Here is a 20,054-nt window from a genome sequence, read left to right on the forward strand (position 1 = left end):
TTTCATACCCAATAAATTAGAGATTTCCACCAGAAATTTCCATATTTTCACTAGTAATGTAAATCACTCATACCACCTTAAAACCCCAAAATCAAACGGCGTCCATAAACTCCCCTTCATTCCACTTTTTTTGAGACCAGCATTGAGCCAACTGTTACAGGTCCTATAAAACATATAATTTCCGTGTGCTCGGTAAAAGTTGTCCCGGTCTGCAGTATAGGTGGCACCTTGCACAAGTTGTGTAGTTCCTGTGCTTCTGTCAAAAGTGTTCAGGATGTAAGCGTTTAATTTTTTTAATTGATCATCAGTAATTTTTACAGAAATCCAATTACTTCGTGCTGTGCGATAACGCGTCACGTGCATCAAGGTTTTACTTTCTAAAAATGCCGCTCGAAAGGCTACAGAAAATTTTAAATCTGCCCAAGTAGGGGTGTTGATGTAAAAGTTCTCTTCGCCCCAGCCAAAAGCAAAATAGGCATCTGCGGGATGCATCACCTGACCGTTCAAAATTTCGGGAGCGATTAATTTCTTGGGGAGCACAAGATCTGCGTGTACACCATTTGTGGTGAGATAGATCGTGTGAGTTTTAGGTCCGATTGATTCTTTTTCGGAAATGGGGATAACGGTAAAAATTAGCGAGATGAGGATGTACACTAAAGGTAGCGCAATAAGAATGGCAATGACTTTAATAATGACTTTAAGGAGTTTGCGCATTGTATTGTTTTCCAAATTGTATTTGTTTAACAGGATCGTAGTATATCACTACAAGTAAAACTAATGATTGTAATCTTGTATCATCTTATTAAACGGGATAAAGTAATCTAAAACTGTCCTCGCGCGATATCTTTTTTGTGTTTATCTTTATAGGCTAAGATGTATTGTACGCAACAATTATGAACGATAAACTTTTTGACGCCATCCGCAATGGAGATTTAGAGACAATCAAGTCTATTACTACGGCGCATCCAGAGCTTGTAAATATAAAGGATCAACGCGGATCCACACCATTACTTCTAGCATCCTACTACGGTAATCAAGATATTACAGAAGAATTGCTCAAGCATAATCCAGATATAGATGCCAAGGATGGTTCTGGAAACACAGCACTTATGGGTGTTTGTTTTAAAGGATATCCAGTCATTGCAAAATTGCTCATAAAGCACGGTGCAGATGTCAATGCAGTAAACCTCAATAACGCCACCGCGCTCATTTATGCGGCAACTTTTGCTCAGGCAGAAATTGCTCAACTTCTTGTTAATCAAGGTGCAAATACTTCTCACAAAGACGACAAAGGGAATACCGCCTACGACCACGCAAAGATGCAGGGAGCAAAGGACTTAATGGAAATTCTTAAAGAATAAAGTGGCTATCTAAAAAGAATTCTTACTCTTCTTAAATAGCCACTTTAATAATACAAAGCTATACTCTTAATAATGTACGGAAAATTCACCGTCACTCAGGGTGGCGCTACTTCCTGAAGTGAGTACAGGTTTGGTCTTGAAGTCAAAACGTCCTGCAATGTATTTTTTGTCCTTATTGTGTTCGGTGATGACAAGTGTTCCCTCTGTTGCAATTCCTGCGTCTTCATCCGTTTTTTGATACTTGCCTTGTACAGGAAGTTCATATGTATATGCTCCCGTAGCTATATCTTGAGGTAAAAACAGCTGAATATCCTCACCATCTCCCTGTGCACCTGTGAGTAATAACGTCTTAGTAATGGGAGATATAAATCCCGATGCAAACTTTGCTTCATATGATGTTCCATTTACAGATGCTGTAAAGGTGTTTTTCATTAGTGTGGGAGCTTTCTTGTCATTGCCACAACTCAATAGGAAGAGGATCAGTAGACCTACCATTCCTAGGTTAAATATTGTTTTCATTGTTTTTATGTTTAAATCCATACGATAAGGTTTACCTCCTGAATCTCACCCGAAACTCCTAATGGTATAGCTTTAAGCTTAATGGAGTATTTCCCTTTATCTAATTTACCAGGATATGCACCATTTGTAAGCGGGTCGCCTTGTGCATAAGTGAGCAAAGAAATGATGTCAAAGGTTTCCACAGGCTCCAGCATTTCTCCAGGAAAGAACGGCATAGGTTGACGTTTTACCGAGCGTATCAATTTTCCGTTGCGGTAGAGTTCTGTTACAAATTCAAAAAGTACGATACCGCGCTCCTGCTCATCACGAGGAATCCCAAACCCTTCAAAATTAAAATTGATAGGATATTTCCCCATTTTAAAATCTTTAAAGAGGTCAACCGCATTGCCATTCTTGAGCTTGATTTCTAGCGACGATTTGTTTTTAATAAGCATTTTCCCGTTTACAGATGCTTTTTTCTGCAACACGTTTACTGGTTTTACAGTTTCTATTCTTGGTTTAACCATATTGGTATTTGGTTTAAGTTGCGCTTTCGCGAAAGCGGATACTAAAATCATTGCTGTAAGTACTATTGTTTTTTTCATCATTTATTTTTTAAAAATTAATATTTAGATTTCAGAGATTATTCGACCCAGATTTTGTCAATGGCATAATTAAGTCCTGTCGAAGGATAACCGTAAAATTCGAACTTGATTCCGTCTACGTCAGACATTTCAAACTTTCCGGGACTGCCGTCACTAGGTTGTTTTTTAGTAAAATGGCTCAGTTCCATAGTGATTACTTTACCCTTATGATGCCCAGCATCGTTTATAGATCCGTGAAAAGGAGTTAAATCTTTTCCGTTACCGCGCCAAAAGGCTCTGTTAGGACCATTAGTCCACATATTGAGATAGACCCGTGCAAAGTTGGATTTCCCTTTAAAAGAAATGTTGACGGTTTTATATTTAGATAAGTCCATATTGAGCGCATCTTTACGCATCCCACCATAGGATACCGTCATCGAACTTGCAGTGCCAAAACCGGTACTGCTTATGAGCAATCCATCTTTTATCTGGAACTGAAACAGCTGGTCATACGGATTCTCTCCCACGTTATACAGTATTGTGCGCTTGTTGCCTATGATGGTTTTTCCCTCCCGTTCTATCTTCTCTTTAGAAGCCTTTTTTGTGGTAAATAATGCAACTTCTCCGGTTGAGAAATCATCCCAAAGGATTTGTGCATTTGTTAGACAGCTCAGTAACAAACAGCTTAGTATGATTAGATTTTTCATATTTTATTCTTTTACGAGTTCTAGAGTGTAGTGGTAACCGTAGCGCAGATCCCCGCTATCCAGTAAAATGTCACCATAGCCTCTTGCATACCTGTTGCCTCCCACCGTTTCTAACCAGAAGGTGTCATCTGTGTTGGGAATTCTTCTTCGGTTACTTGTATTCGGTACTATGGGATAATCATTAGCCTGCGTTGTGCCACTTAAAAATTTGAGTATTTCTTTTAAGTTAATCTTGCGCTCTGCATATTCATTATTCGGAATTCCCCAAACCCCAAATCGCACTTTTCCATAATCTTGGACATTAAATGTATTTGTAAAAGAAGCGTTGTGGTCTATATTCTGAAGGGATTGAGCGATGTGAAAGACAATAGACGTTTGAGGGCGCTCTACTTCTCCTACGCTCCACTTGCGTTTTGCACCATCGTAAATTACGCTTGTTCTTTTTTCTGAAGCATCTTTAGAGGGTACTGCCCTATTATTTATAGTCATTGTGGAGGATATTCCTACTTCTTGCATATCACCATCTCCTATATCATTAGAGCGATTAAATTTTATGCTGTTGAGGGTGTTCTTGAGGAGGAAGGCTTTTTTTGTCCCAGAGGCCACGGCATTACCAGTACTCGAAGTATTCAAAACTCGAGTCCCGTTCCAACTGCCCGTGTTTGTGTTATTGTACCTTCCTTTAAATTCATTATTTGAGATAAAGTTCATTGAGAAATCCTCTACCTTTGCACCCTCTTTTGTAGTGTAGTTACCCGTGAGTTTGCTATACGTTACATCATACTTTCCCCATATCATTCCACCATTATTGCCATAGTGACCGGCCACTATTCCCGTAGGACTGTGCACAAAATAGATGTTTTGAAAATTGGTCTTCCAGTCGCCTTCTAGGTAATGCTGTTTCATATCGGCTATTTTTGTACCGTTCCATTTTCCTTGCGATGATGAGCCTTTCCACCTCCAGGCCCCATTAAACCCTTGGCTGGTTTTTGTAAATTGAAATTCTCCTTCGTTTCCATTATTGTAAAAAATGCCACGTATTACATTACCAGAATTTTGTGTAGATCTTATGGCGCCTACTTTTCCGTAAGTGCCTACGACATAATTTCCTTTTTGGTGTAAGATAATATCTCCATGATTTGTTCGGTAGGTTCCTGTCCAATCTACCGCAGGAGTTTCGGTCTTATTATTTTGTGTTATTGGTTCTGAGTACGCTTTCGCGAAAGCGGAAACAAAAACCAGTATCGTTAGTATGATATATTTTCTCATTGTCGTTATATTTTAATTTAGGACTTCAATCTTGTAGAAGTATCCCCATTTGTAATTGTTTGAAAATTGAGCAAAACCATAACCTCGTACGGTTCTGTTGTAGGCGATGTTTGGGTAGGGTTGTTCTACCCAGAAGGTGTGATCACTCCCAGGGATGCGCATCCTGCCATCTGGCCCGTTCTGGAAGCTGTTCTTGTGGATGTCTGCATTTAAAAAGCGTATAATATCATCCAGATTTATGGTCGCCGAAACTAGATTTTCTTGTGCATTGCTTACCTGATAGGTTCTGGAAGAAATAAGATTGAGTCTTAAATCGAGCTCGCTGTAAAATTTACCCGTTTTTGAATTGTAAAAAACATCAAAATTGAATGTTTGATTGATAGGATATTCCTTGTTCTTCTCCCATTTCTTGTTATTTACATTGTACAATGTCTTTACATATTGATTACTGAACTGATCTCTTACGATAGCTTCAAGATTTGCGCTCGCTTTTACCTCATTACCGCGACCACTCTCGTAGTTTTTGATTTTTTCTAATGTAAATCGCACCTTCTTAAGTTCTGGGAAGATGCCTTTGAGCTCTCGGTCTTTTCCGTCTAGAAAAATCGTCCCGTGCATACCACCATGTAATCGTACGCTTATTTTCTTGTGGGAAGGGCTATTAATATTTTCGTCTAGACCTATTTTCCCATTAAAATGTACAATCCCGCTTGCATCCATATAATTGTCACCGTAGACATAGTACACTTTACCTGAGTTTGCATACAAGAATCCAGCGGTTTTGCCATATTGGGCATCCATAAGCTCGAGTTTCCCGTGATTTGTAAAGAAGGTTCTGGTAAGGGTTCTAGAGTTTACAGGCAATGGGTTCTTGAAGTTTCCGTTCCACGTGCCTCTCCAGTAATTTTTATTAGGATCAGAGGTCCATCTCCAGTTTCCTTTCCAAGAGCGGTTGGATTGTGGCATAAAGGATACAATCCCCTTGGTATTTTGATTTGTAAACATTCCTGTGTATTGCGTGCCACGACCACTTATTGTAAACGAAGAAAGCAAGATGTGACCCCTCTGGTTATAAATACCTATGGCCTTTCCTCCATTCTGACTGTGCATAATATGTACATCTCCGTGTCCAGTATCGTATATCGCAGAACTTAATTTTTTTCCAGTATTAGCTCTTACTGTCGTTATGGTGCATATTGTAACTAGTAGCAGTATGAGTGTTCTCATAGTTTCTAAATTTTAAGTTATTGTGATTATATTTTTTTGATTTCAACACGGCGATTTTTTGCCTTTGCTACAGTGGTATTTTCTGTGGACAGGGGCATTGTAGCTCCTTTTCCTATCGTTGTGATGCGAGAGGCATCTATACCAAATTCACTTTGAAGCGCTGTTTGTACGGCCTGAGCACGTTCTTGAGATAATGGAATATTTATGCTATCGTCTCCGTCGCTATCTGTATGTCCTATGACTTCATAATATGCAGTAGCGTTAGATTGCATTGCCTGGGCAATAAGTTTGAGAGTGGCATAAGAAGAAGGCTTAATTTGAGCCGATCCTGTCTCAAAAGTGATCCCGTGTGCTTGGTAAGAGCCATTGTCAAAAAGGCGCTCACTCGTTTCTACGCCGGTAGCAAACTTGAAGTTGCTTATAAAAAAGTGGTCATTTGCAGTACTTATCTCACTTTCTAAACGTAGTGTAGAGAATACTGTTTCTGGCTCCACCGCGCGAGGAATGTCCAGCACCTTGTCTTCGTTTACATACACTTTCATACGCGTTCCTTTTTTTAAGATGGCAATGTGTATCGGAGTTCCGATGCTTCCTTTTTTAGAGAATTCAATATGTGGCTTGTACCCGGTGAGTCCCATCCCTTTTTTTAGCGTTTTCTTCTCTATGCTAACACCGCCGCCGCTTCCGCTGCCATTTGCGATTTTGATAGCGGTATATTCCTTACCACTCTTGTGCTTGTTGAGGTACATATTGGGATTTTCCAGCGAGGAAAAAAGGACATACAAGTGTCGCTTAAAGGCAAAGGTGTCCGGATTATAATCTCTCATAATGTCAAACTCTAGCGTAAAATCTTCTGGAAGTTCTCCTGGCAACTCATTAAAAACATAGCTACCTATTCCTTGTCCTATGCGCATCCAGTTACCAGGAACTGCATTTACGGTAACAACCTCTGCACTTAAATTTGTGTTCCACTTCTGAGGGAGATCGCCTACGACATCTGCGGTAAAGTCTTCGTAGGCCACAAGGGTCTCTCCAGGCACAAAATCATATTTAGTATATGCTTCAAAAGAGGTGCTAGGCGTATCACTCATTTCCTGATCCATAGGAGCTGTTTCCTCCCATTGCACACCATCCATCGAGTCAGAAAATGTGCCATTAGACATCGGATCTTCTACGGGATACGTATCCATCTCGTCCTGAGGTTGGGTTTGCTCATCTTCTCCCAGATCGAGCATTTTGTCTATTTGCTTATCTGCTTTTTCTTCGAGCTTTTTTGTGGTTTTATCCAGTTTTTTCTCAAGCTTCTTCGTGAGCTTTTTTAAGAACTGTGCTTCTGCTTGTCCTGAAAAAGCAAGGAAGCATATCAATACTAATAATGGTAAGCGTTTCATATCTTTTGGTTTTAAGATTCACTCCTTTATGCAGGATTTAAGGAAAGGTTAACACGCATTTTTAATTTTGTATTTTTAAGGAGAGAATGTTAACCTTTTATGACCAATCATCATTAATGACAAAGGAACCCGCTATAAGAGATTTAAAATCAGGCGATGCTCAGGCATATAAGGGGATTTATGATGGATATCGAGAAGCTTTTTTTGCTTTCGCGAAAGCGTACAATCTACCGCAGGAAGATCTGGTAGATATATATCAAGATAGTGTGCTTAAATTATACGAGAATGTGATGTCACGCAAGGTGACTGAATTCTCGAGCACCATCAAAACATATCTTTTTAGTATCGGGAAGTTTAAAATTTATGAGACGCTACGCGCCAGGAAAAAGATGATGCCTGCTGGCGAATTAGAATTAGAAGATCAAAACATAGAAACCGCCGAACTCGAAGAAAACGGATTAACACCTAGGCAGGAACAATTAAAGGTTCAGTTTAAAAAACTGGGAGAGCGGTGCCGGCATATTTTAGAACTGTTTTACCTAAAAGGCCTTCGAATCGCCGAAATTAAAGAAGCTGAGGGTTATGAAAATGAAAATACCGTAAAGGCCACAAAATCACGTTGCCTCAAACAATTAAAACAACTGATGTCCCCTAAAAATGACTAACGAAACCCTCATAGAAAAGTATTTTACCGCGGGTCTTACTCCAGAGGAGCAAGCACTTTTCAATAGTCGCTTGACTCAAGATCCAGAGTTTGCTGCACGATTTGAGCTCGAGAAGGATCTGCGCGCTGTGCTTATAGATAAAGGAAAAGAAGACTTGAAAACTCAATTCCAAATCTTGGAAGACCAGAGGTACAATTCTGACTCTACAATAGAAAAGAGCAGCTTCCTAAAATATGCCGTCGCGGCTTGCATCATCATAGGTACAACCTTGCTGGCAGTAAACTTTTTTAAGCCATCACTTTCAAACGAAGAGCTATTTGCTCAAAATTTCCAGCCTTATTCTAATATCATAGCTCCTGTAGAGCGCGGAGAAACCCCAGATGATCTTTTAGGAAAGTCTTTTGCTCTTTATGAACAAGGCAATTATGAAGAAGCCCAACGCAAGTTTCAAGAATTGTATGATGCCTCTGGTGACCGTTACCTGCTATTTTATCGCGCAAATGCACTTCTAGCCCTTGATAGGAGTGCTGATGCGATTGAGGTTTTCAAGTCTCACCAAGAAACAACTGATAATTTTTTGGGAAAATCCAAGTGGTACCTCGCTCTTTCTTACCTTAAAAATAACGATAGCCAAAAAGCCATTGAACTTTTAAAAGAAATCAAACAAACAAAAACATACAATCACGAGAGGGTTGATGCTATAGTTGATGAGTTAGAGTGAGTTTTTTACGCTTTTGCGAAAGCATAATTATAAAGATAAGTATTGCCATCGCTACCCCAGCTAGAAGATACCAGCCCCACGCTACGGGTACCTCTAAAGGTCTGGCATCACCACTAAGCGTAAATCCAGCCCAATAATACGGATGCCTTAGGGCTGAATCTTTTGTGCTGGATAAATAATCCAGTTTTGCTTGTTGTAGTGCCTTTGCTTTAGGCATCCCATTTATAAGATGTTTATAGAAGGCGCTCATAATAGTTTTAGTGGTTTTGTCGCTTACTTGCCAGAGTGTTGTGATAGTGCTTTGGGTGCCAGCGTATGTAAAGGCTCTAGATAAACTTTGAAGGTCTTCCCCTTCTTTTTTTACACCGATTCCAGTATTACAAGCACTTAAAACAACAAGGTTTGCAGGGATACTTAAGGCATAGATTTCGTTAAAATTGAGACGCTTATCGTGAGTAAAAAGTATAGAAGAGTTGTTATCTTCCTTGTCGCTGGCTATTGCGTGAGCTGCCATATGGATTATATCATAATTAGAAGAATTTTCAATAAACTTTTGTTTTGAAGCCTTATCTGCAAGGTATAGATCGCCTTTAGTGATTTCGGCAATTTGCAAACTCTCTTCCCGAGCAAAAGGAAGTTCGAAAAGCCCATTTCTCTTGAGCTCTAAGATATCCTGGTCATCTTTAAAACTTTCCTGATACTCCGGTGAGAAAATTGCAGTACCTCTCTCAAGGCTTGAGTTTCCCTCTAGTTGCGATTGTAGTAGGGGTAAGGAAAAAGCAACCGAGGTATTGTATTTTTCTAGAAGGAATGCTCCAGTTTTATCTATTAGGGCATCAAAGGGGACAAACGTTAATTCGTTTTTTGTAATAAAAATTAACCTTGATTTATTTTTGTCGTTTAGAATGTTTGAGAATGGTTCAATAAGTAAATGATATAAATCTTTTGCGGCACTATCTGCATTTACGTTTCTGCTCAAAATTGCATTGCGGTGCTCAGAAATTTTATCGCTTAGTTGCTTTCTACTTCCGATTGATTTAAAAACAATTTGATTATTAGTAATTGCAACTGCAAATGCGTCATCCGTACCTAATACAAATCTTATGTAAACCTCACTCTCATTTATCTTCTCTTGAAACTTGCTAATATCCCATTTGTCTAAATGCATTGGGTTTTTAGTTATTGTTTCTCTCTGAATAATATTTGAAATACTATCAACAGAGCTTCGTATAGAACTGGTAGCGTATCCTGATATTTTAACTTGAGAAGCGAGCACATCATTTTTAATATTTATAATATCGAGGAGAACGGCAAAGTCACCTCCAATTTGTTCATTCTTTTTTCTTTTGGCATTAAAGGTTTTGAGAAGATGTTGTGACAGGTTATTTTCTATTAGAGAAAAAATATTTTCCTTGGGTTTAATATTGTCAATATCCTCTAGTAAGTATTGATTAATCTGAGTACTAATTTCTTCTAGCTTTGGGTTGTAAATTTCTTGATTATAAAAGGCATTAAACTTTTGTGCAGTAATTATGGCTAAATCTGTTTTTCTATTCAAATGAAAATCCTTGCCACTCGCTTCAAATAGTCTTTTGTAACTAGCTACGAGGTCAATTAGAACGCTCAACGTTTCTACAGAATTCTCTGGATTAAAGTCGGCTATTGTTAATCTGTCTTTGCCTACTTCTTCACTTTTAATAAGCTTATTTAAAGCCTTACTTAAATGTTCTTCATAAGACTTATTGTCGCCAGTTATCAGGGCGCTTTCTGCTTTTAAATTTTCCACTCTTGCTTGAAATGGTTGAAAATAGTTAGCCCCCAGAATTTGGATATCTTCAAAATCTAGGGCCATATTTTTGTAATCTTGATTCTCAAAATGATTGCGACCCATCATAAATTTTGTAACACTATAATTATGTATGCAATCATTACCATTCATTTCAGAAGCATAGATAGGCAGGTGTTTGAGATTTTCTTCGAGCTCCCAAACCATTTCCATTTTAAGAACGGCAAGGTAAAATGGCTCTAAAAAGTAGCAGTCCGATGTTTTCATCTGGTACCGGATTTCTTTCATTTCTTCAAATAATTCTTTAGACGCTGCTACATCTCCCTTATGAGCATAATATCTTAATTGGGGTAGAAGCGTATATAGAACAGCTTGAAGTCGAGCATTAATTTTGTCATCAGGTAGATGGCCAGCAACAAGATTATCTGAGGTTAGCCATTGTGATTTATTGTCATTTAAGATATCAAGGGTTTCCTTAGCACTTATGAAGTCACCGTACTGTATATATTCATTTACAAGATTCCCTAACTTATGAATCATAGCTCCAGGGTCACTATTAGCATTATTGAGTCCGAATGACACCCCTTGCTTATAATAATCTAGCGCTTTATCAGTAATGCCAAGGTCACCATAGGAAGAACCCAGAAAGTTATATAAGTCAGAAACTGTGGTAGAATCTATAGGTTTATTTTTAAACGCTGTTTCAATACCTCTGGAAGCATAAAATGCAGATTTATAGTATTCTCTAAAGTGATTTTTGAGATAGGTAAGATCAGTTAGCACAGAGACGATGTTGGTGCCTTTGGCATTTTGAGATTCAAGAATTTGTAAGAGTTCCTGTGCCACAGTAACAGAAAAATCCAGACCTTTAATTTCACTACCTGCAACGTAATAATTACCTGTTGCATAAGTTAGAAACTCAAGATCTGTAGTGTTACTCTGTAGTAGATGCCTGTCGTTCCAAACAGAATCTAAGAATTCCACCCCTTTTTCTATTTCATTATTTTGTACAGCCTTCATACCTTTTGCGGCCCAAAATCTTTGCCTGTGGAGATTCTTATTAATTTTGATGGTGTTGATGGCTTTATCAAAATCGTTTGCTTGGAAAATCAGAGAGTCTATGGAGCGTGAGATTTGATCCTGACTTTGAGCCATCAGAAAAAGGGGGAAGAAAATAAACACAAGGCAAAATCGAAATATCTTCATTGAAAAAGACTTTTAGGTTCTAGTAAAATTATGAAATTCAAACAATTACCTAAACAAATGCTTAACTTTTAATCTCCTGTCAGAATTTAGTTTATGAACCACTTTTATAAATGCCAGTGCCGTAATAAGGGCATCTCCTGCTGAGGTATGCCTGTCGTGTAAAGGAATTTTTAACGCCTCTGCAAGCTCGTCGAGAGAATATCTTTTTTCTTGTAAAGGATGATTTACGGGGTGAACAAGGCGTTTATACAGTATTTCAGTATCCAACACTCTGTTTTTGAGCTTACCTAATCCGTTTCTTTTAAGAGACTGGTTTATGACCGCAACATCAAACCCTACGTGATGCCCTACAAGTATATCAGTTCCAATAAAGTCTAGACATTGCCCTATTGCATCTTGCTCATTTACCTTTTCATAATTACCTTGTTTAAGTATTCCGTGTATGGCAGCGCTTTCTGGATTGTAAACGTCCTGTTTAAGATATAATTCCAAGCTATCTGTAACTGAAACAGCATTATCTATAACAGCAACACCTCCTAAGGATAGAATACGATCCTTTTTGTAGTCTAGGCCTGTGGTTTCTGTGTCAAAAACAACAAAACGTGTTTGAGCTAGCGTTTTTGCGTCCAGCGTATTCCCAAGAAAACCTGCACGACTTTTTTCTTCGGCAAAGGCTTCGATATATTTTTTCCAGAAGGCAGGATATTTTTTAGTTGTAGTTTTTGAAAATAAACCCATCTAACTCAAATTTTGGGTCTGAAAACGAATACGGAGCACCTCTTGTAAATCCCTTAACGGTTTAAAGCAGCGCTTGAGTTTGAGCTTTTCGGATTTTGATAAATCAGATAGATTGATAAAGCGACCACTATTGTCATTTTTTAACCCTTGCTTTACGCGAAATTTTAATAACGCCTTAAACGCATAAGCACAACTTTCATAAAGCTCTTTATTCTCGGGCTCTAGTTGTGACAATCTTTCAAAACGCTGTGCGGTATTATTTACATCTCTTATGTGATGATATAACGCTAATACGCGAGCTCCAGATATAAGCGGTGCCATCGCTCTGTTTTTAATGTCAAATTCATCTTTATGCTCCCCATCAGATTCCACTAAAAAATTACGGAAGAAACTCACCGGCGGCGGATTTTTAAGTGCATCCTTTGCCATAAATCTAAAGAAAACAGAGGAAGTTGTAAGCTGACTATATATATGAGTCGTAAGCTCATCTAATAAAAGATTAGAACCATACACAGGACGATAATCAAAGAAAATCCCAGAAAGCAACATACTCTGTGGCGTAGGATTCATTATCCAACTGCTAAATTGTACTTGCCACTCTTCTAACGACAGACAATATAGCGGATTGCTACCCATCATATCTGCAGGACAATAAGCGTATCCTATTTTGTGTAACCGTTTATTCATCCTATTTGCAAGGCGGATAAAGTACGATTTAGTAGCCTCACTCTCATCATCTGGCATATTTTCATATAAGAGTGCATTATCTTGATCTGTATAAAGCAACTGTTCATTGCGACCCTGGCTACCTAGGGCAAGCCAAACAAAATCTACAGGTGGATCACTTTCCATCTTACGTAACGAAAGCTCCATCGTGCGGTGCAGTAACGCGTCTTTAAGCTCAGAAAATATATTGAGAATATGAGATAGAGGTAAGTTCTGGTCTAGGTAGCGTTGTAATAATACCATCGCCTTTTGCCAGGCCGCACGTAGGATTTTAGTTTTTGGAGCGCGTTTTATTTCTTTAATCAATTCTGCAGGACTGTTACCAAAGGCGACTACAATATCGTGTTTACTAAGCACTCCTATCACTTTACTCTCAGAAGTGCCATCTTCTGTAATAATGAGGTGACTTATTCCATTTTTGAGTAGGATTAATTGCGCTTGCCCCACGGTTACATCTGGTGGAGCACAAATTACAGGTTGCGCCATGATTTCTTGCACGGCCGTTCCTTCTCGCAAGATGTCATTTGCCACCGCATTGCGCAATTCTCGATTGGTAAGTACACCTAGTGGTTTCTTATCATTGCACACGACAAGACATCCTATTTTATGTTCCTGCATTAGTTTTGCTCCTTCTTTTACTAAATTTTCAGGAGAGCAAGAAATAATTTTTGTGCTGTATTTTGCTTTTTCTATGCCCAGTAAATCTGTATTGCGATCGGGCTCATAGGTGTTCAGCAAGTCACCGCTATGCTGCAGGGTATATGGGTCTTTTATATTTGATGCATAAATAGCAATGAGGTAGTTTGAGATGGCTTTGTTCGCTTTCGCGAAAGCGGAAAAATCCCCCATAGGCAGCGTGTACAAAATTGTTTCCTCATTTGCCGTGGCCGTTGTGCGGTACGTGTTACCTGAAGTCACCTTTAGACCAAAGAGGTCACCCTCATCACAGATATCAACCACTTTAATGATATCGCCCGAAGGCCTAGTAATCTTAACGGCACCTTGCTGAACAATATAAAAATGGTCTTGATAACTCTGATCGCGCTCAAAGACAATCTGGTCTTTGTCCAGATACACTACCTTAGCTTTGGTACAAATTGTTATAAGGTCATCCTTAGCCATAAAACTAAACGGAGGAAACTGCTTTAAGAAATCATAAATACGCCTGGCGATGGTGTTTTGCATAAGAAATGGTGACTGCCTTAATTGTTGTCAAAGATATAAAGATAGTGCTATTACAAGTTTGAGGATTTTTACACTTTGGCTGGAATATTAAAGAGCAATCTAATACCAGAATAGTGACTATAAAGGAAATGTGAGTAGAATGTATAACTGTATCCTTACTACTAATTCTAGACTACCAACTTTTCCTCTTATCTTTAGAGTATGAAGAAAAATAAATTAAATGTTGCCCTCATACAGGCAGATCTCATTTGGGAAGATGCTGTAAAAAATAGAGCCTATTTTGATAAATTATTGTCAGCTGTTCCGTCAGAAACTGACATTGTTGTTCTCCCCGAGATGTTTACCACGGGCTTCTCGATGAATCCCTCACCTCTCGCCGAAACAATGGATGGAGCAACCGTACGATGGTTAAAGAAAAATGCGGAGCGGTCAGATATTGCAATATGCGGGAGCATTATCATTCAAGAAAATGACAAATTTTACAACCGTTTTCTATTTGTCCAACCCAGTGGAAAAGTAACAAGTTATGACAAACGTCACACTTTTAATATGGCCGGTGAAGGTAAAAAATACGCAGCTGGAAAAAAACGAGTTTACATCAGTTATCTTGGGTGGAAAATCTTCCCACAAATATGCTACGACCTAAGGTTTCCTGTATTCTCGAGAAACACAACAGACTATGACCTGATCATCTATGTAGCAAACTGGCCCAAAACCAGAATCGCTGCTTGGGATACGCTTTTAAAGTCGCGAGCTATTGAAAACATGAGCTATAGCATAGGAGTAAATCGTGTGGGAACAGATGGCAATGACCTAGAATATATAGGCCACTCTGGAGTTTATAATGTTTTGGGTGAGGAGTGCGCTTTCGCGAAAGCGGAAGAAAAACTAATCACAGCCACGCTTTCTAAATCTCACATTGCCGAGACGAGAAAGAAACTTCCGTTTCTAGAAGACAAAGATCAATTTCAACTCTTTTAATCCTTTAACTGAAATGTCTCTCGTGGCAACCAGCCAGCATTTACTTCAATCTCTTTGGGATAATAGATGACGCGCTCTGCTTGTCTTTGTTCTAGATAGCTTCCAGGGTCGTAAATGCCGTTTTTGTTTGCATCCTCTATAAGTCTTATGAAGTAATTGCCTGGACTCAAGGTTTCAAACTTGAATACATTACCTTCATTTGCTATTACTTGTTTTGAGACTTCTCCTTTTCCATCTATCAGTTGGATGATATATGGATAGCGCTTTGCATTTACAAGTGTTAGTTCTATATCGCCATAATCGGAAAATTCTTTAGTTCTAACTTTATAGCGCAGTGTATCATTTCGAGCACCCAGGTAAGGCGTTATGGCATCGGGTAAGACTGTTATTTCGTAAGTTGTGACCTCTTTGGTGTCAAAACGTATGTCAAAAGAGCTTTTACGAAGGTTTATATCTGTAGTAAATGGTACTGGAATTGAGTCGCCCGTAACCGAGATAAGACTATCATTTATGGAGGTCACAGGAACACTACTAGTTACCTTAAAAGGGTTCTTTAGTGTTAATGTTCCTCTAGATTCTGGAGTAAAGAAAAGAGAGTCGGGTTTAAGATCGCGCAGTTTTGCGATGGTAGTGTCTACATAATTCTCGCCTCTTATTTCGAGCCACAGCGAGTCTGTCTCGACATTAGGTTTGTACCAATAATTAAGAGTATCATTCTTTCTTTCAGTAATTAAGGATTCAAAATCTGCGGGCACAGAAGAAAGCACATTGACTCTGAGACTGTCTGCATTACCTTGAAAACCAAAAGAGAGGCGTTGCTTTGCCGCGTGTCTGGGCCTACTTGTTTTAAGCGTGGCTTCTTCTTTAAAAAGTGTGAGCACATAAGAAGTATCTTTCGGAACATCTATAAAACCTTCCAGGAAACCTATTTTATCCTTTTTAGACTGATAAGTGAAGTTTGCATCTTCATCTTTCATCGCAACGAGTTTGTAACTTCCTTCCTTGAGATTGCTAATTTCAAAAGTGGTAAGACTATCTAGTGTATTAGTCACGTAACGAGGTCTGTCTTTATAAACGATAGAGTCGTTATAGGTGCTGTCTGCCTCATAAAGCATTACAGTAACAAAATTATCTGGAGCGCGTAAGAGCGCATCTTTTATCTCGCCACGTACGGTAAGACTATCTATGTAATCTCCAGTAGACATAATATATTTAAAGTAGGAATATGGATTTTCCTCATTATTATCTACCACGCTCTGGCCAAAATTAAATACATAGGTTGTATTGGGTTGCAACGTATCTTTAATTTCGATAGAAATATACTTAGAAGCAGATCCTTGTGGAGAAATTAATGTGTTTTCTAGGGGAGGAGACACTATAAGTTGCCTCTGATAATCTTTAAGCTTAATGTATTCGTCAAAATAAATTCGAATTTCCTCTCCATCAAAATTAGTGGTATAATTAGGAGGTACAGCCTTTACAAAAACAGGAGGAATACTATCCATAGGACCACCAGAAATTCTACCCTGCTTTGCACAGGTAATCATCGTAAGTGCGAGACAGCATATCGCAGAGATTCTTAGTAAAAGATTACGGAGTAAATTAGTTTTCAAAAGCTATTATATAAGGTGCAAAGAAACAGTTTTTTTGAGTAACGTTTGTTACTATCGTGCAATTGCCATCGTTGCAATACTTAACGTAATTTTAGGGATCTTGAGAAGCTCAATGCCGCAAGCCTCTATCGTAGCGCCAGTTGTAATGATGTCATCTACGAGTAAGATGTGTTTTCCTGCTAAGCGTTGCGTTTCGGTTATGGAGAATGCATTTAAGACTTCGTCACTTCTTGTAAATCGACCTTTAAAAACCTGTGTTTGAGTGTTTTTTGACTTGACTAATACGGTGTCGTTATATTGTGCGTTGAGGTGTGTTGATAACGCTTTTGCAAAAGCCGAAACCTGATTGTAGCCACGTTTCTTCATTTTTTTAGGATGTAGAGGTACGGGTATTACAACGTCTATCTTTTTATATTCTGGTAGCGTTGCCAGAGAAGTTCCGAGCCATTCTCCTAATACCTGTCCTATATGCTCTTTTCCCTTGTACTTTAATCCGTGCATTAATTTCTGGATAGGTCCTTTCTTCTCAAAATAGAATAAGGACGTGGCTAATTGTAAGTTAAGACGGCCATAAAATACTTTTTTGATAGTCGCATCGTTATACAGGTGCAAATTTGTTTCGGGTACTTGGTGGCGGCAGGAAGTACACAGGAATTTTTCTCCAGAGCGCAAAGGTATCTCGCACGCGGTACAATAGTCTGGGAATAACAAAGTTCTTACCGATGTAAACATCAGATTATTTTTTAAATTGCTCAACTTTAAAGCAGTTCACACTCCATGAGTACTAAAAGTACCGACACCACACTCCGATTTCTCGTAATTGCACTAGCCATACTTCTGGTTAGTTTGGGAATTTACACTTTTAAATTTTATAATGAGGTACAAGAGAATGAAGCTCAGCTTTTAAAAGAAAAAGCTCTTATCATAGAGGAGCTGGACGAAGAGATTGAGCGTTATAATTTAATTCTAAAAGAGAATACAGCAATTACTGCACAACTGGAAACCGCAAAGACAGAGATTCTCTCACTCCAGAAGCAATTGGAAGGTCAGGAAGTAACCCGAGATTTAGTGCAAAGATATCAGTTGGAACTGCGCAAGCTACGCCGCGAGCGCGAGGTTTTCTTTACTCAAAATGATAGCCTACTTAGGGAGACGCAACGGCTTTCAGAATTACAACAGCGTACTCAGGAAGCGCTAGATCGCGCAACGAGACAGCAAGATTCTATCATTGTAGAAAATAAAACGTTAAACATAAAGGTAGGTAAGGGAGAATTAGTCACCGCGGGAAGCTTTTCTGCTCGAGGGGTTATACAGCGTAATAATGGAAGGTTTACCACTACAGCGCGAGCTAAGAGAACAGAGATGATTCAGGTAAATTATCAGGTAAACGAGAACAAGCTCATAGCTCAAAGAGATCTGGTGTTTTACACTCAGGTCAAAGGGCCTAATGGTCAAGTGATAGGTACTCCGAGAGAAATTGCAAGTCCTGACGGCACCATTATAAAATATAATAATCGCATTATTATTCCTTATAAAAACGAAACGTATAAAATAAGTGAGCTCATTTTGGGTCGTGGCGATTTTGACGAAGGCACATATACAATAACCGTTTTCCACAATACACGAGAAGTGCTCTCAGGTGCTTTGAACTTAAAATAACCGCCTGTCCATACGTACTAATTAGAACGGATTGCTATTTTTGTCGCTAGACAAGTTTATATGGGTTATTACGCTTTCGCGAAAGCGTAACCATCCACACAAAAAGTGATTATGAGCAATACAGAAGACCAGTTTAAAAAAGTAATTTCCCACGCCAAAGAGTACGGTTATATTTTTGGGAGTAGTGAGATCTATGATGGGTTGAGTGCTGTTTACGACTACGGTCAGAACGGCGCCGAACTTAAAAAGAACATCCGCGATTACTGGTGGAAGGCGATGGTACAAATGCACGAGAACATAGTTGGAATAGATGCGGCCATTTTTATGCACCCGACTACTTGGAAAGCTTCTGGTCACGTAGATGCGTTTTCTGATCCACTTATAGATAATAAAGATTCTAAAAAGCGCTACCGAGCAGATGTCCTCATAGAGGATTATGCAGAAAAATTAAATATAAAGGCAGAGAAGGAGATTGCCAAAGCTGCAAAGCGTTTTGGCGAGAGCTTTGATCGTGAACAATATGAAGCGACAAACCCGCGAGTTATGGGGTATCGTGAGAAACAAAAAAGTGCCACAGCGAGACTTGCAAAATATCTGGATGCAGATGATCTTGCTGCTGTAAAAGCCCTCATAGAAGAATTAGAAATAGGATGTCCAGAATCTGGCTCTAAAAATTGGACAGATGTACGTCAGTTTAATTTAATGTTTGGAACAAAACTAGGTGCGAGTGCAGAGACGGCAACAGATTTATTTTTACGTCCAGAAACAGCGCAAGGTATTTTTGTAAACTTTCTAAACGTACAAAAAACGGGAAGAATGAAAATCCCTTTCGGAATAGCTCAAACAGGAAAAGCTTTTAGAAACGAGATTGTTGCACGCCAGTTTATATTCCGTATGCGAGAATTTGAACAGATGGAGATGCAGTTTTTTGTGCGCCCTGGTGAAGAGATGAAGTGGTATGAGCATTGGAAAGAAGAACGTCTTAACTGGCACAAATCGCTAGGGTTAGGTGAGGAGAATTACCGTTTTCACGATCACGAGAAGCTTGCGCACTACGCAAATGCTGCAGCAGATATTGAGTTTAATTTTCCATTTGGCTTTAAGGAACTGGAAGGAATACACTCAAGAACAGATTTTGATTTAAAAGCTCACGAGCAGTATTCTGGAAAGAAATTACAATTCTTTGACCCAGAACTTGGAGAAAATTATACACCTTACGTAGTAGAGACATCTATTGGTCTTGATCGTATGTTCTTAGCTGTTTTCTCATCAGCCCTACAAGAAGAAGAGTTGGAAAATGGAACTTCCAGAACGGTTCTTAAACTGCCTTCCGTACTCGCACCCGTTAAAGCAGCAATATTACCACTTGTTAAGAAAGACGGACTTCCAGAGGTTGCCCTGAAGATTATGGATGATTTAAAGTATGATTTTAATATTATATATGATGAAAAAGATGCTGTAGGTCGCCGTTACAGAAGGCAGGATGCTGCTGGAACTCCATTTTGTGTCACCGTAGATCACGATACCCTAGATGATGATTCTGTAACTATAAGACATCGTGATACTATGGAACAGAAGCGCGTAGCAATAAAAGATTTAAAGGAGATAATAGGTAGTGCGGTTAGTTTTAAGACGTGGATATCTAAATAAATACCGTGCTCGCATTGTTAAAACGCTCCTTTAATGGAGCGTTTTTTATTTGATTTGCTAGTATTTGCGTATTTTGTGATGCAATTA

Annotated in this window: 18 protein-coding genes; 6 read left to right on the forward strand and 12 right to left on the reverse strand. The window is 38.9% G+C overall.

The window, feature by feature from the left end; translation table 11 throughout:
* Positions 1 to 63 precede the first annotated feature (63 nt).
* Complete coding sequence (locus tag EAX61_RS10355; protein WP_121917615.1) at positions 64 to 714, reverse strand: DUF2459 domain-containing protein; 651 nt, start codon at positions 712 to 714, stop codon at positions 64 to 66.
* 179 nt (positions 715 to 893) lie between these two features.
* On the opposite strand from EAX61_RS10355, the gene EAX61_RS10360 reads away from it, so the two are divergent.
* Positions 894 to 1,361, forward strand: a complete 468-nt coding sequence (locus EAX61_RS10360) for an ankyrin repeat domain-containing protein (protein WP_121917616.1) — start codon at positions 894 to 896, stop codon at positions 1,359 to 1,361.
* Between the two features lie 66 nt (positions 1,362 to 1,427).
* Here EAX61_RS10360 and EAX61_RS10365 read toward each other — a convergent pair whose 3' ends face one another.
* The 6 genes from EAX61_RS10365 to EAX61_RS10390 are packed head-to-tail and all read right to left on the reverse strand — an operon-like array spanning position 1,428 to position 7,037.
* Entirely contained in the window at positions 1,428 to 1,880 is a 453-nt protein-coding gene (locus tag EAX61_RS10365) for a DUF6252 domain-containing protein (RefSeq protein WP_147448363.1), read from the reverse strand.
* Between the two features lie 11 nt (positions 1,881 to 1,891).
* Positions 1,892 to 2,467: a hypothetical protein gene (locus tag EAX61_RS10370; RefSeq protein WP_147448364.1), complete on the reverse strand. Its 576-nt coding sequence runs from the start codon at positions 2,465 to 2,467 to the stop codon at positions 1,892 to 1,894.
* A 35-nt stretch (positions 2,468 to 2,502) separates the two neighbouring features.
* Complete coding sequence (locus tag EAX61_RS10375) at positions 2,503 to 3,150, reverse strand: hypothetical protein (protein ID WP_121917619.1); 648 nt, start codon at positions 3,148 to 3,150, stop codon at positions 2,503 to 2,505.
* 3 nt (positions 3,151 to 3,153) lie between these two features.
* Positions 3,154 to 4,419, reverse strand: a complete 1,266-nt coding sequence (locus EAX61_RS10380; protein ID WP_121917620.1) for a hypothetical protein — start codon at positions 4,417 to 4,419, stop codon at positions 3,154 to 3,156.
* Positions 4,420 to 4,431: 12 nt separating this feature from the next.
* Positions 4,432 to 5,646, reverse strand: a complete 1,215-nt coding sequence (locus EAX61_RS10385) for a hypothetical protein (protein WP_121917621.1) — start codon at positions 5,644 to 5,646, stop codon at positions 4,432 to 4,434.
* Positions 5,647 to 5,672: 26 nt separating this feature from the next.
* A complete protein-coding gene (locus EAX61_RS10390) occupies positions 5,673 to 7,037 on the reverse strand; it encodes an OmpA family protein (protein WP_121917622.1) in 1,365 nt (454 codons plus the stop codon).
* A 116-nt stretch (positions 7,038 to 7,153) separates the two neighbouring features.
* Between EAX61_RS10390 and EAX61_RS10395 the strand changes: the two genes are divergently transcribed.
* Entirely contained in the window at positions 7,154 to 7,702 is a 549-nt protein-coding gene (locus EAX61_RS10395) for an RNA polymerase sigma factor (protein WP_161555219.1), read from the forward strand.
* Positions 7,695 to 8,423, forward strand: coding sequence for a tetratricopeptide repeat protein (locus EAX61_RS10400; RefSeq protein ID WP_121917624.1), 729 nt, complete (start codon positions 7,695 to 7,697; stop codon positions 8,421 to 8,423). The genes EAX61_RS10395 and EAX61_RS10400 overlap by 8 nt, the downstream gene beginning before the upstream one ends.
* Here the strand turns inward: EAX61_RS10400 and EAX61_RS10405 are convergent.
* The 3 genes from EAX61_RS10405 to EAX61_RS10415 are packed head-to-tail and all read right to left on the reverse strand — an operon-like array spanning position 8,401 to position 14,064.
* A complete protein-coding gene (locus EAX61_RS10405; protein ID WP_121917625.1) occupies positions 8,401 to 11,415 on the reverse strand; it encodes a CHAT domain-containing protein in 3,015 nt (1,004 codons plus the stop codon). The genes EAX61_RS10400 and EAX61_RS10405 overlap by 23 nt on opposite strands.
* A 45-nt stretch (positions 11,416 to 11,460) precedes the next feature.
* A complete protein-coding gene (locus EAX61_RS10410) occupies positions 11,461 to 12,153 on the reverse strand; it encodes a 3'-5' exonuclease (protein WP_121917626.1) in 693 nt (230 codons plus the stop codon).
* The gene (locus tag EAX61_RS10415; RefSeq protein ID WP_121917627.1) at positions 12,154 to 14,064 is read right to left on the reverse strand and encodes a DUF294 nucleotidyltransferase-like domain-containing protein; all 1,911 of its coding nucleotides are present in this window, start codon (positions 14,062 to 14,064) and stop codon (positions 12,154 to 12,156) included.
* A 201-nt stretch (positions 14,065 to 14,265) separates the two neighbouring features.
* Here EAX61_RS10415 and EAX61_RS10420 point away from each other — a divergent pair, with 201 nt between their 5' ends.
* A complete protein-coding gene (locus EAX61_RS10420; RefSeq protein WP_121917628.1) occupies positions 14,266 to 15,045 on the forward strand; it encodes an amidohydrolase in 780 nt (259 codons plus the stop codon).
* Here the strand turns inward: EAX61_RS10420 and EAX61_RS10425 are convergent.
* Both EAX61_RS10425 and EAX61_RS10430 read right to left on the reverse strand, forming a co-directional pair.
* Positions 15,042 to 16,658 carry an Ig-like domain-containing domain gene (locus tag EAX61_RS10425; RefSeq protein ID WP_236642025.1) on the reverse strand — a complete coding sequence of 539 codons (1,617 nt, stop codon included), beginning with the start codon at positions 16,656 to 16,658 and terminating at the stop codon, positions 15,042 to 15,044. The genes EAX61_RS10420 and EAX61_RS10425 overlap by 4 nt on opposite strands.
* 51 nt (positions 16,659 to 16,709) lie before the next feature.
* Entirely contained in the window at positions 16,710 to 17,390 is a 681-nt protein-coding gene (locus tag EAX61_RS10430) for a ComF family protein (RefSeq protein ID WP_121917630.1), read from the reverse strand.
* A 45-nt stretch (positions 17,391 to 17,435) separates the two neighbouring features.
* On the opposite strand from EAX61_RS10430, the gene EAX61_RS10435 reads away from it, so the two are divergent.
* Complete coding sequence (locus EAX61_RS10435; protein ID WP_121917631.1) at positions 17,436 to 18,317, forward strand: hypothetical protein; 882 nt, start codon at positions 17,436 to 17,438, stop codon at positions 18,315 to 18,317.
* A gap of 111 nt (positions 18,318 to 18,428) precedes the next feature.
* Positions 18,429 to 19,967 (forward strand): glycine--tRNA ligase, encoded by a 1,539-nt coding sequence (locus tag EAX61_RS10440; RefSeq protein WP_121917632.1) that lies wholly within the window; start codon positions 18,429 to 18,431, stop codon positions 19,965 to 19,967.
* Positions 19,968 to 20,054: the final 87 nt, after the last annotated feature.

Origin of the sequence: Dokdonia sinensis, assembly GCF_003688895.1 — a bacterium.
Lineage (GTDB): Bacteria > Bacteroidota > Bacteroidia > Flavobacteriales > Flavobacteriaceae > Dokdonia > Dokdonia sinensis.

What these genes read in the sequence shown, in the direction of transcription:
- EAX61_RS10355 (WP_121917615.1), bottom strand. Translation starts at nt 714, where the DNA reads ATGCGCAAACTCCTTAAAGTCATTATTAAAGTCATTGCCATTCTTATT.
- EAX61_RS10360 (WP_121917616.1), top strand. Translation starts at nt 894, where the DNA reads ATGAACGATAAACTTTTTGACGCCATCCGCAATGGAGATTTAGAGACA.
- EAX61_RS10365 (WP_147448363.1), bottom strand. Translation starts at nt 1,880, where the DNA reads ATGAAAACAATATTTAACCTAGGAATGGTAGGTCTACTGATCCTCTTC.
- EAX61_RS10370 (WP_147448364.1), bottom strand. Translation starts at nt 2,467, where the DNA reads ATGATGAAAAAAACAATAGTACTTACAGCAATGATTTTAGTATCCGCT.
- EAX61_RS10375 (WP_121917619.1), bottom strand. Translation starts at nt 3,150, where the DNA reads ATGAAAAATCTAATCATACTAAGCTGTTTGTTACTGAGCTGTCTAACA.
- EAX61_RS10380 (WP_121917620.1), bottom strand. Translation starts at nt 4,419, where the DNA reads ATGAGAAAATATATCATACTAACGATACTGGTTTTTGTTTCCGCTTTC.
- EAX61_RS10385 (WP_121917621.1), bottom strand. Translation starts at nt 5,646, where the DNA reads ATGAGAACACTCATACTGCTACTAGTTACAATATGCACCATAACGACA.
- EAX61_RS10390 (WP_121917622.1), bottom strand. Translation starts at nt 7,037, where the DNA reads ATGAAACGCTTACCATTATTAGTATTGATATGCTTCCTTGCTTTTTCA.
- EAX61_RS10395 (WP_161555219.1), top strand. Translation starts at nt 7,154, where the DNA reads ATGACAAAGGAACCCGCTATAAGAGATTTAAAATCAGGCGATGCTCAG.
- EAX61_RS10400 (WP_121917624.1), top strand. Translation starts at nt 7,695, where the DNA reads ATGACTAACGAAACCCTCATAGAAAAGTATTTTACCGCGGGTCTTACT.
- EAX61_RS10405 (WP_121917625.1), bottom strand. Translation starts at nt 11,415, where the DNA reads ATGAAGATATTTCGATTTTGCCTTGTGTTTATTTTCTTCCCCCTTTTT.
- EAX61_RS10410 (WP_121917626.1), bottom strand. Translation starts at nt 12,153, where the DNA reads ATGGGTTTATTTTCAAAAACTACAACTAAAAAATATCCTGCCTTCTGG.
- EAX61_RS10415 (WP_121917627.1), bottom strand. Translation starts at nt 14,064, where the DNA reads ATGCAAAACACCATCGCCAGGCGTATTTATGATTTCTTAAAGCAGTTT.
- EAX61_RS10420 (WP_121917628.1), top strand. Translation starts at nt 14,266, where the DNA reads ATGAAGAAAAATAAATTAAATGTTGCCCTCATACAGGCAGATCTCATT.
- EAX61_RS10430 (WP_121917630.1), bottom strand. Translation starts at nt 17,390, where the DNA reads ATGTTTACATCGGTAAGAACTTTGTTATTCCCAGACTATTGTACCGCG.
- EAX61_RS10435 (WP_121917631.1), top strand. Translation starts at nt 17,436, where the DNA reads ATGAGTACTAAAAGTACCGACACCACACTCCGATTTCTCGTAATTGCA.
- EAX61_RS10440 (WP_121917632.1), top strand. Translation starts at nt 18,429, where the DNA reads ATGAGCAATACAGAAGACCAGTTTAAAAAAGTAATTTCCCACGCCAAA.